This is a genomic window from Paenibacillus sp. J22FR5 (assembly GCF_059691975.1).
The window spans coordinates 59,193-70,283 of record NZ_JCAUAN010000033.1 but is presented as its reverse complement, the minus strand read 5'-3'; the positions used below and the strand labels follow the sequence as shown (position 1 = coordinate 70,283).

Sequence of the window (11,091 nt, the reverse complement as noted above, 5' to 3'; positions counted from 1 at the left end):
CGAAAATGAGATCAAGGGGAACGAGGATGCCTTATTCTATACGATAATGACCAAATTTGAGCAGATCAACTGAAATAGCGCACTGACGTTCCGCTTAAGTCCCAAAAGGACGATAAAAGCTCGAATAACGCATCGTCGTTCCCTTTCTGTATAATCACCCGTATATCACCCCCGTATTGACACACATATACAATTGTTATATAATATTAAAGTTGATTGAAATGAAACCATATAAACACTTCATATTTAGCCTCATTTACCCCACACGAACGATTAGCGAGAAGAAAGTAACCCCCTCTCCTTGTTTGTTTTTCTCCCAATGCGCAGTCCATCAGCTCATTTATGGTAAACCCGAGGCAACGTAAGTGTTTCGGCAGTAAGTGTTTGTAACGCAATTCGCACTGGCGCGGTCATTGGAGCCGCAAGGATGAAAGAGAGGTAGGGCTTTCATTGTTTTGATTCCAACACATGAATTACGCAATTTCATAGAGATCAATTGAAAGTAGATAGATCGTTTTCGTGCTGATTAGGTGCGGGAACGATTTTTTATTTTGTAATTTATTATGATGGAATCTTCCTATTTGCATTTTTGTGACAGATTTCGTCAAATTGCTGGTGAATCCTGCCTACTTCCTTTACAATAAAAACAAATCAACCAAAGGTTTGTTATCGAATATTAAGGCTCCAAATATCGAGCTACTACATAGTGAAAAGAGGCGTAAAACCGATGACCGAACATCGCTTTGAGCTCAGAGCAACATGGACAGGCGGTCTAGATGGAACGGGCCACATTCAGGCGGGATGCCTCACGACACCGATTTCCGTGCCAAGTGAATTTGACGGTCCCGGTGTTGGGTCAAATCCCGAAGAAATGCTGCTAGGTGCCGCGGCAACCTGTTACATTATAACGCTCGGCACGCTGCTTCAGCGAGCAGGCATCATATCCCTGGAGCTCCATTCGGACATCTACGTCCAGAACAGACCTGCAATGAAAGTGAACGCGATCATTCACCGTCCACTCATCTATGTGCCACCTCATATTACCCAAGAGCAATTGGATAAAATTAGTAAAGCAGCATTCCGTGCGGAACAAACCTGTATGATTAGTAAAGCGTTGCGAGGCAATGTGAACGTAAGCGTTGAGCCAGAAATAAAGGAAGTCAGATAGTCTGATTCGATCTGGAAGGAGAGCAGCGCAGCGATGAATTTGAACAAAAAAGTATTTATCGGGTTTTTACTTTTCATTATCATCCCTTTATTCGTCCTAGGGTCAGCGGTTTACACGGTCTCTCAGCAGCTAATTGAGAAAAAATATGGTGATTTAACTGAAGTTACACTGCAAGCGATCTCACGTAATATTTATTACATGTTCAAAGAAGCGAACTATTTCTCTGATTTCTGGATGGTGAAAGATAGCATTCAAGGCATTTATCGTACGATTGATACGGTTAAGCCGGGTGATGAAGCGCTCTCCTCATACGATTTGAATACCTTTGATACGCTGCTTCGCGGCTCTATTTTGACGTACTCCCCCATACAATCAGTCGTCATTTATAACAATGTGGGTAAATCGTTTAGCGCGGGGCGGACAAGCGGCAGCGCGATTCCGTGGGTAACGATTCAGCAAAGCATGGCTTTTCAGCATATTCAGGAGTTGAATGGCAGTCCTCTTTGGATAGGTCCCTCCGAGTTCAAGGAGTTCGGCTCAGGCCGCGGCGAATTTTATCAAGCGCGAATGGTGAAGGATTTTTGGACCATGGATAACCTTGGTTATATGCTGTTGAAATTTAAATTTAATGAGCTGGATCAGATTTTCAAATCCTTCAATACGAATGAGCAAAGCTCTAAACGCTATCTGCTCGTCAACAAAAATGGACTTATTTTCTACGATAATAAACAAAGCTTAGAAGGCGCAAATGTCCTTCAATTAACGCAAGGGAAATTAGATCTTGGACTGGGCAATTACAGCTTCCAGGCCAATTTTCAAAATGAAAAAAGCCTCATTTCCCTATACCATTTGAACATTAATCAGATGGGTGTTCAGGACTGGAGCGTCGTGTCCGTGACCTCATGGAAATATGTCGCAGGGGAAATTGAGACGATTATGAAGCTCGTAGCGGGAATTACGTTTATTTGTTTGTTCTTCGCACTGGTGTATAACCTTGTCTTTGTAAGACGCATCATTCAATTGATCCTGCGCATGCTGTCCTCAATGAAAAAAGTGGAGCGGGGCGACCTGACTACACGAATGGAAGTGATCGGCAAAGACGAAACCACTGCCCTGGCAAGGGGATTCAACAGCTTGGTCGTGCGTGTCGAGGATCTTCTTGAAGAGGTGAAGCGTCAGCAGGACCGCAAAAACAAGGCGGAACTCATGCTGCTGCAAGCGCAAATTAAGCCGCATTTTCTTTTTAATACGCTCGAGTCGATCAATGTACTAGCGATCCAAAACCAAGGGAAGAAAGTCAGTCAAATGGTTGTCCGCCTCGGGAATTTGTTGAGGATCGGAATGGAAAACAGGGAAGAGATTACGCTGAAGCAGGAGTTTGAGCATTTGCGCAGCTATTTGGAAATCCAGGAATTCCGCTTTGAGGATCAATTTCAATATGAGATCGAGGCGCCGCCTGAACTGCTCCAAGAGGATATTTTGAAGCTGACGCTTCAGCCTTTGGTCGAGAACAGCTTGCAGCATGGTTTTGAACCGATCGATTACATGGGTCTCATTAAGATTAAGGTAGTCGATGAAGGGGAGCGTATTGGACTGTACGTCACCGATAACGGCGTCGGAATTAGTAATGAGAAGCTAGCGAAATTTCATTATAAAACAGAGCTGGAGACGCCTTTTCATGAGATTCTGGAGTCGAATGAAGAACGTAGAGGGCTTGGTGTAAGTAATGTTGCTGATCGGGTCCGGATTCAATATGGCGAGCATTATGGGATGTTTATTTGTTCGCAAGAAGGTCAGGGTACGACGATGAAGGTTGTAATTCCGAAAAGGAAGAGGGATATCCAATGAGGTTGAAGGCCATATTGGCGGATGATGAGCCTAATATTTTACGTAATTTACAGGCGGTCATTCCTTGGGAAGAGCTCGAAATCGATATTGTAGGCACTGCCAGAAACGGGCTTGAAGCCTTGGAACTCTGTGTTCAGCATATCCCGGACATCGTGATGAGTGATATTCGGATGCCGCACATGGATGGCATCACGTTTATCCATAAGCTTCGGGAAATCAATGAGGACTGCACGGTGTTGATGGTGACGGGGTATCAGGATTTCGAATATGTGCGCTCGCTTCTGAGAGTGGGGGTAAGCGATTATATCCTAAAGCCGATCCATTACGAAGAGCTAGAAAACTCCATTCGAAAGCTGGCCGTAGAAATACGTGCCAAAAAGCAGAATCAGCAAGAGGAGCTCTTAAAGTGGGGCAAAATCAGAAGCCTGGCCTACGAGAAGATTTTGCAGGATATCATGATGGACTATACGGATATCACTGCGAATACCCAGCTGCCTATTGATCAAGGGGATTTGGAAACACTGAGATATGTATGTGTGATTATTGACGTGGATAATTACTCTCAGAAGTCGCTGCCTTGGTCGGAGCAAGAACGTAAACTATGGAACTTCGCTGTGCGGAATGTGCTGAATGATTCATTAGCGGACGAGAACTCACAGTTCACCTTTCTTCAGATGCGTGAAGGGGAATGGTCGCTGCTCATAGCGTGGGAGGAGGCAGCACACGAGTCCGTAGAATCGAAGTTATGTGACTTAGCAGCTAAGCTGCAACAAAATGTTCTTCAATCGGTTAAACTGGGCATTAGCTTGGGCTATTTCCCTGAGCCAGTAGGATTGCAACAACTGGCGGATACTTACAGAAAGCTGCAGCGATACATGCAGTTGAATTTAGATAAGCATCAATCCGTGCTTCCTTACAAAGAATCGAAGGAGTCTGCGGACGCGAATAGCTCGCTCTGGTTTTTGGTAGAGGAAATTGTAACTGGTCTTAAGCAACTAAACCGACTCCAAACCGAGGATGCGCTGGATCGACTAAAGATGCTGCTGGAAGGCTTATCGGACAGTTCTTTTGCCAGAGCTTTTCAGATGCTGCATTATTTGATTCTGCATGTACTGCGAGAGCTGCGTGAGATGAACGCCATCGATAGTCATGAGGAAGAACAGATTTGGCGCGAGCTGGATAAAAGCGAAAGTATCCCGCATTTGCTGCAGGTTATGGTACAGCTTGTATCCCTTGGGCTAGAGGGGACGAACAAGAAGAAAAATAGTGAGCTATTGATGGCTGCGGCCAAGGAATATATCCGAATGAATTATTCGACCGATTTCGGTATTGAGGATATTGCGAGCAGCCTAGGGATTAGCTCTAGCTACTTCAGTCTGTTATTTAAACAACATTTCGGAGAAACCTTTGTGGAGTATGTCACGAAGCATCGAATGGAGCAGGCGAAATCTCTGTTGCTGCACAGTGACAAAAGCATTACGGACATCGGAAAATCGGTGGGTTACATTGAACGACGCTATTTTACCAAAGTATTTCAGAAGTTTACCGGCGAAATTCCTTCGGAGTACCGTGACAAACGGAAGGAAGGGAACTAGAGGAATTTGCCCCTAGATAAGGAATTTGTCTGTCTTTAGTACGTACAAATGTTCATTTATACTTAAATGGTAAGCTTAAAGGAGATCCAGGTAGATGATAAAACGAACGTTTATTTGGAAAACAGGCGCCGTGGCCCTCAGTTTCATGTTGAGCGCATGCAGTATGCTGTCGGATAAACCTACGCCACAAGGCGGTGCAAGCAGTGGACAAGGGACGCCGAATAAGGGGCCTATTCTGCTGACAATTCGGCATACTCAGGTGAAGGATACGCAGAAGAAACGACTGGCGATGCTGCAAGAGGTTGTTAAATCGACCGAAGCAAAGGTGCCAGGCTTGACGATCACATTAGATGGTGTTGAGGATAAGGTCAATCGCTTCGAAAAACTGCGAGCTGAAATGGTTGCTGGCAACCCGCCAGAAATCTTTGACCTATTCGGGGGCACGGATACCAAAGACTATGTGAAGGCGAATCGATTGCTGGATCTCACGCCGATTCTTCAAGAGCTTGGCTTATCGGATAAGTTTTACAGTTTTGATGAGTTTACAGTAAATGGAAAAATATACGGAATTCCCATGGCAGGCTATGTAGAAGGCCTGTACTATAACAAAAGGATTTTGGCCGATCAGGGGATCAAGGTTCCCCAGACCTGGGACGAGCTCATAGCCGCTGCCACGAAGTTGAAAGCTGCCAACATCACCCCATTTGCGATGGCGGCTAAGGATTCATGGGTTATTAATATGATGATTAATACGATGTGGGTGCGCACGGCAGGGGCTGATTCAATTGAAGGTTTTTTGAATGGAAGCAAGCATTGGACGGATCCGGACGTATTGAAAGCTTTTGAACAGTATCAATCTCTCATTCAGAAAGACTTTTTCCAGGATGGCAGTCTCGCGCTTGCCTATGCGGAACAGCAAAACACATTCAGCAGTGGTAGCGCAGCTTTCATGTTCGATGGCAGCTGGGCTAATACACCGCTCTTAGATCCTGAGAAATCCATGATCACACATGATGTAGGCTTCATGAACTTCCCAGCGATGGGGGGGCCTGGGGATGACTATATCAATGGCGGCTGGTCGAATGCCTACGGCTTCTCGCAAAAAGTCACGCCAGAGCAATTAATGGCAATCAAGGAATTTATTAAACAAATGTATACGGATTCCATGCAAAAACGGCAATTGGTCGAAGAAGGCATGCCTCCGGCAATGAAGCTGCAGGATACGAGTCAAGTAAATCCATTGATCACGGAAATTTTGAATGTGTTTGCGAATAGTAAAGGAACATTCCCTGCTTTCGACTCCCGCATTCAAACGAAAGTTCGGGAAAGACTTGAACGAGGTATGCAGGAGCTGCTAGGCGGAAGGACAGATCCGGCTTCACTCATGGCTGATTTACAGAAGCAGCAGGAGGCTTCGAATAAAGAAGAAACCCATACCAAATAGTAGTAGGATGTCATATGAACAAAATGGGAAGAAATGCATGGGCGTATACGCTCTTTACCTTGCCGACTCTGCTCGTCTTCGCGATTTTTTTCATCTATCCGATGGGGATGTCATTGCGTTATGGTTTTACGGAGTGGAATGGTATTTCCTCGGCAAGGTTTAATGGGCTCACCAATTTCATCACCGCATTTCAAGATCCTTATTTCTGGATTGCTGTGCGTAATAATATGTACTTCATTGGTTTTTCGATAGGGATTCAGATCCCTATTATTCTAGGCATAGCCTTGCTGGTGAGTAATATTAAGCGTTGGATCGGTTTTTATAAAACCCTCATCTTTCTTCCAACGATTCTCTCCACAGCAGTCGTTGGCGTAATCTGGGAATTTATTTATCATCCGCAAGCAGGTCTGCTAAACCAAGCCTTACAAGCCATCGGTTTATCCGCCTGGCAGCATGTTTGGCTTGCAGATGGTGCGACGGCGATGCTCGCTGTTTTGATCACCAATGCGTGGCAATGGATGGGTTTCTATGTGGTGCTGGTGGTATCCGCCATCTATGCCATTCCCAAACATCTGGTGGAAGCCGCCCAAATCGATGGCGCGGGAAGCATAAGGCAGGCATGGTCGATCATTTTGCCGCTGCTGAGGCCTGTTATCTTCGTCATGATGCTCTTATCCATCACAGGCGGCATGAAAGCCATGGATATCGTTGTCGTGATGACAGGTGGAAATCCTTATGGTATTACTGAGGTTATGGCATCCTATATGATAAAAAAAGCTTATCGTATCGGCGAATACGGCTATGCGAACAGCATTGCTGTGTTGATCCTCCTCTTTACAGCCATGCTGACGTCACTGTTTGGCTGGCTCACTAGAAAACCGGAGGAGGTGCGATTTTGAGAGGGAATCTCCTGCGTCGTATCGTTCCTCATCTGATATTAATGATCTATATGGGGTTGATTTTATTCCCACTTCTGTGGACGCTGAACTCTTCCTTCAAAACAAATAAAGAAATTATAACAGCACCATGGTCCCTCCCGACAGAGCTCTCGCTATCCAATTACTTGAATGCCTGGACGGGCGCGCATGTGGGTCAATATTTCATGAATAGTGTGGTCAATTCGACCGTTTCAGCGATTGTTTCGCTGGTTCTGGGGACTGCTACCGCTTATGCGCTAACTCGCATGTCTTTTCCAAGGTTAAGCCTGGTTCTGAAAAGGATCCTGATTCTTGCACTTCTAGTGCCTGCGGCTTCCTTACTTGTCCCCTTGTATATGCTTCTTAGGAGCTTGCATTTGTATAACACACCGCTTGCGCTCATTCTGCCTTATGTGACACTGGGCCTGCCTTGGACTGTTTTCATGGTTAGTAGCTTCCTAACGTCGATACCTGATGAACTGGAAGAAGCGGGCATCATGGACGGGCTCTCGATCTATGGACTGTTGTGGCGAGTGATGGTGCCGATTTCCATTCCCTCACTGTTCACCGTATTCATGCTGAACTTCCTGACAAGCTGGAATGAATTTATTATGGCTAATTTGTTTCTGACCAAAGAAAAGCTCCGGACGCTCCCAGTAAGTATGGTGGCTTTCTACGATCAATTGAATATGAATTATGGCTCTCTGTGCGCGGCGATCATGATCAGTATAATTCCAGTTGTAGTGATGTATCTCATCCTGCAAAAAGGCATCATGGAAAATATAAAAACATAATCAATCACTCAAGGAGCGTGCACCTATGTCATCAGAAGGAATTACGAACAATAAGCCCCTTACGCTACGTCAAAAGGTTGGTCAACTTTTTGCCTGCGGTTTTGACTCCCTGGAACCTAATCCGCCTATTACGCAATAGGCGATCTCCGAAGGAGTAGGGGTAGCTGAAGGTGCTGTTCGCGCAATAGAAGCGGGAGCGGACATTCTACTGGTTAGCCATGAATTGGAACGTCAGATTGCAGCCATTGAAGCTGTCATTGCAGCTGTGGAAAGCGGTCGAATTCCAGAATCACGTCTCGATGAGTCCGTACTTCGTATTATGACATACAAATATAAGCGGGAAATTCGTTTTGATACACTAGCGCAGGTTCCAGAGGGACCAATTTCGACGCCTGAGCATCATCTTCTGGCGAAGGAACTCAGTCGTAAAAGCATCACCAAGGTCAAAGATGAAGTTGGTGAAGTTCTCCGGATTAACGAGAAGACGCTTGTAATATGGACCGAGGTGCAAACAGGTACGGAGATCGATGAGGTCGTAGACCGTGAAGGAACCCTCGGCAGTGTGCTGTCTGAGTTGGCTGGAGCGCCTGTTCGTGAGGTTTACTTAGGTCTCAATCCATCCTATGAGGAAATTGCAGAGATGATCAAGGTTAGTGAAGGTGCTGAGCAAGTCGTTATTGTCACTTACAATGCAACCTTCTTCTTCGGTCAATCCGCGTTGGTCAATGCTTTGGCTAAAAAGGAAGATTTGCACCTCATCGTCGCGGCAGGGCGAAATCCATATGACTTGCTTGAATTCCCTGAAGTGAAGACGTACTATGCCTGCTATGAGAATCGTCCGCTAGCAATGGTTTCACTGGCTAATGTATTACTCGGACGTGAAGTTGCCGTTGGGCGTTTACCTGTGACATTATCAGAGCAATACCCGATTGGCTGGAGACAGGAATAAGGAGAAATTAGGTATATAGAAATTTTATCTAGTTTCTTGCCGCATCTCTTTGTAAAATCAGAAAGGCTTGTGAAACTTTTTTGCTTCCTTATACGTAGGAAGAATGCACGCATTTCACTAGTGATCTATTTACAAAGGGGTGTTTTCTTTTCTCATGAGTCATTCAAACGCTCAAGCTGAGCCAACGATGAAATCTTTTTTTGCCAGTCGATTCGTACAAACGATTATGCTTTCGGGCCTTTTGCTCCAAGTCGGGATTTGGATACGTAACTTTGCGATCCTGCTCTATGTGACGGACATGACGAATAATGATCCTTACTCTGTTTCCTTAATTTCCGTTGCGGAGTTTGCGCCGATCTTTATCTTCTCCTTTATTGGCGGAGCATTCGCGGATCGTTGGCGGCCTAAGCTGACGATGGTCTGGTGTGACATTTTAAGCGCAGCTTCCGTGTTCGTTATTTTGATTACGTTGTATATGGGATCTTGGAAAGCAATCTTCTTTGCCACCTTGGTGTCATCAATTCTATCCCAATTCTCGCAACCTTCCGGGATGAAGCTGTTTAAAGTGCACGTTCATGAATCCCAAATGCAAATGGGCATGTCTATGTTTCAATCGATGATGGCAATTTTTATGATTTTGGGTCCAATCTTAGGAACTTTCGTTTACTATCATTTTGGGATTGAAACCGCCGTTGCCATTATGGGAGCATGCTTCCTGCTTTCTGCTGTCGTTCTCATGTTTCTTCCTGCAGATCCTAGACAAGAGAAGACCGCGGAGCCGCGGACTACGCATATTCTTGCGGAAATGGGTCAAGGCTTACGCTATGTAATGAGAAACAGAATGCTAGTGATCCTTGGCGGTTGTTTCGCTGTTGCGGGTCTGGCAATTGGCTTAATTAGCCCTCTTGGAATTTTCCTTGTAACTGAGCATCTAGGCTTGGCTAAGGAGAATCTACAGTGGTTTATGGTGGCAAATGGGGTCGCGATGATCGTAGGCGGAGGCGTAACAATGGCCTTCTCCAAAAAAATATCTCCACAGGCGATGCTTACAATCGGTATGGCTGTTAGTGCGGGTACCTTTGCCTTGATGGGGATGACTCCCTTATTCTGGTTTGCGCTTGCTATGCAGTTCATTTCAGGTCTTGTGATGCCGGCCATCCAAATTGGTATTAATACATTGATCCTTGGAAATACAGAAGAATCGTTCGTTGGCCGTGTGAATGGCATCCTAACTCCGCTCTTCATGGGGGCGATGGTGATTACAATGAGTCTAGCGGGCACCATCAAGGCGACATTCTCACTTGAATCGATCTACCTTGCGTCAGCGTTACTCTTTGTTATCGGCGTAGGTATTATGGTGCCATCTTTGAAAATGCAGTCTGGGCAAATTCCACAGCCGAGCAGTGAACTGAAATAAGAAAAATAAAAAACGCGATATCACAATGCTTTGAAGGCCAGTGAAATCGCGTTTTTGTTATATCCCCTAGAAGCCAGGCCTCAGAATGAGATATGGAACGAGAGGAAGCTATTGGTGAAGAAATAGGCAATTACAAAGGGGATTACAGAAATGGTGTCCCGGATTCCTTAAAGGCCAGCTTCATCTCGGGTGTGATGGAGGAATCGCTAATGATACCGACGGCTTCCTGCACCTCACCGATCACGAACAAGGAGCTTCGGCTGAATTTGGAATGATCAGCAACGAGATACGTTTCCATCGATTGCTTCATCATGCGGCGATTCGTCTCCGCTTCAAGCTCATTGTAAATCATCATCCCGCGCGAGAGGGAAATGCCATCGCATCCCATGAACGTTTTGCGGATGCTTAGATTATCGAGTGTTGCGTTGGCAAGCGGTCCAGATAATTCGAACGTTTGTGTGCGAATCACACCACCTGTCAGAATCAGCTGCAGCCCAGGCGTACCAATGAGCTCGTAGGCAATGTTTACCGCATTTGTAATAACAGTAAGGTTCTTGAACTGGTTCAGTTTCTTCGCGATAAAGGTCGTCGTCGTTCCGCCAGTTAGTCCAATAATATCGCCGTCTTCAATATAACGCAGTGCCTTGTCCGCAATTTCTTTCTTTTCCTCGGTATAAAGCTCCATCTTATTAAAGAAGGGGACCTCAACTTTCAAGCTTTCAAGAACGGCACCGCCAAAAGTACGGATACAGCGCTTTTCTTGTTCAAGAATCTCAAGATCTCGTCTTGCTGTTGCTTCAGATACATTGAATTGCTTTACAATATCCGTCAAGGCAATGGAGCCCTTATCTTTAATCGCATGCATGATGGCATCTCGGCGAACATCAGTCTTTCCCATGGTACCCCCTAACAGCTCCCTGTCCGGCAAGCTAAGTAACGATCGTATGTAAACCTGCTTA

Annotated in this window: 9 protein-coding genes; 8 read left to right on the top strand and 1 reads right to left on the bottom strand. The window is 45.5% G+C overall.

Going from position 1 to position 11,091, the window contains the following annotated elements:
• Positions 1–727 precede the first annotated feature (727 nt).
• The 8 genes from AC58P7_RS28060 (at position 728) to AC58P7_RS28025 (ending at position 10,132) form a co-directional block, all read left to right on the top strand.
• Entirely contained in the window at positions 728–1,168 is a 441-nt protein-coding gene (locus AC58P7_RS28060; protein WP_497348912.1) for an OsmC family protein, read from the top strand.
• A gap of 33 nt (positions 1,169–1,201) precedes the next feature.
• Positions 1,202–3,016 carry a cache domain-containing sensor histidine kinase gene (locus tag AC58P7_RS28055; protein ID WP_497348910.1) on the top strand — a complete coding sequence of 605 codons (1,815 nt, stop codon included), beginning with the start codon at positions 1,202–1,204 and terminating at the stop codon, positions 3,014–3,016.
• Positions 3,013–4,611 carry a response regulator gene (locus tag AC58P7_RS28050; RefSeq protein WP_497348908.1) on the top strand — a complete coding sequence of 533 codons (1,599 nt, stop codon included), beginning with the start codon at positions 3,013–3,015 and terminating at the stop codon, positions 4,609–4,611. The genes AC58P7_RS28055 and AC58P7_RS28050 overlap by 4 nt, the downstream gene beginning before the upstream one ends.
• 94 nt (positions 4,612–4,705) lie before the next feature.
• On the top strand, positions 4,706–6,055 hold the full coding sequence (locus tag AC58P7_RS28045) for an extracellular solute-binding protein (RefSeq protein WP_497348906.1): 1,350 nt from the start codon (positions 4,706–4,708) through the stop codon (positions 6,053–6,055).
• A gap of 14 nt (positions 6,056–6,069) precedes the next feature.
• Positions 6,070–6,954, top strand: a complete 885-nt coding sequence (locus AC58P7_RS28040; RefSeq protein ID WP_497348904.1) for a carbohydrate ABC transporter permease — start codon at positions 6,070–6,072, stop codon at positions 6,952–6,954.
• The gene (locus AC58P7_RS28035) at positions 6,951–7,766 is read left to right on the top strand and encodes a carbohydrate ABC transporter permease (protein WP_497348902.1); all 816 of its coding nucleotides are present in this window, start codon (positions 6,951–6,953) and stop codon (positions 7,764–7,766) included. The genes AC58P7_RS28040 and AC58P7_RS28035 overlap by 4 nt, the downstream gene beginning before the upstream one ends.
• A 142-nt stretch (positions 7,767–7,908) precedes the next feature.
• A complete protein-coding gene (locus tag AC58P7_RS28030) occupies positions 7,909–8,715 on the top strand; it encodes a glycoside hydrolase family 3 N-terminal domain-containing protein (protein ID WP_497348916.1) in 807 nt (268 codons plus the stop codon).
• Between the two features lie 154 nt (positions 8,716–8,869).
• Positions 8,870–10,132 (top strand): MFS transporter, encoded by a 1,263-nt coding sequence (locus tag AC58P7_RS28025; protein ID WP_497348900.1) that lies wholly within the window; start codon positions 8,870–8,872, stop codon positions 10,130–10,132.
• Positions 10,133–10,274: 142 nt separating this feature from the next.
• Here the strand turns inward: AC58P7_RS28025 and AC58P7_RS28020 are convergent, their stop codons facing one another.
• Positions 10,275–11,030, bottom strand: a complete 756-nt coding sequence (locus AC58P7_RS28020) for a DeoR/GlpR family DNA-binding transcription regulator (protein WP_497348898.1) — start codon at positions 11,028–11,030, stop codon at positions 10,275–10,277.
• Positions 11,031–11,091 lie beyond the last annotated feature (61 nt).

Excerpts from the sequence above, each read along its gene's own strand:
- AC58P7_RS28045 (WP_497348906.1), top strand. The coding sequence starts at position 4,706 with ATGATAAAACGAACGTTTATTTGGAAAACAGGCGCCGTGGCCCTCAGT.
- AC58P7_RS28050 (WP_497348908.1), top strand. The coding sequence starts at position 3,013 with ATGAGGTTGAAGGCCATATTGGCGGATGATGAGCCTAATATTTTACGT.
- AC58P7_RS28020 (WP_497348898.1), bottom strand. The coding sequence starts at position 11,030 with ATGGGAAAGACTGATGTTCGCCGAGATGCCATCATGCATGCGATTAAA.
- AC58P7_RS28060 (WP_497348912.1), top strand. The coding sequence starts at position 728 with ATGACCGAACATCGCTTTGAGCTCAGAGCAACATGGACAGGCGGTCTA.
- AC58P7_RS28025 (WP_497348900.1), top strand. The coding sequence starts at position 8,870 with ATGAGTCATTCAAACGCTCAAGCTGAGCCAACGATGAAATCTTTTTTT.
- AC58P7_RS28040 (WP_497348904.1), top strand. The coding sequence starts at position 6,070 with ATGAACAAAATGGGAAGAAATGCATGGGCGTATACGCTCTTTACCTTG.
- AC58P7_RS28055 (WP_497348910.1), top strand. The coding sequence starts at position 1,202 with ATGAATTTGAACAAAAAAGTATTTATCGGGTTTTTACTTTTCATTATC.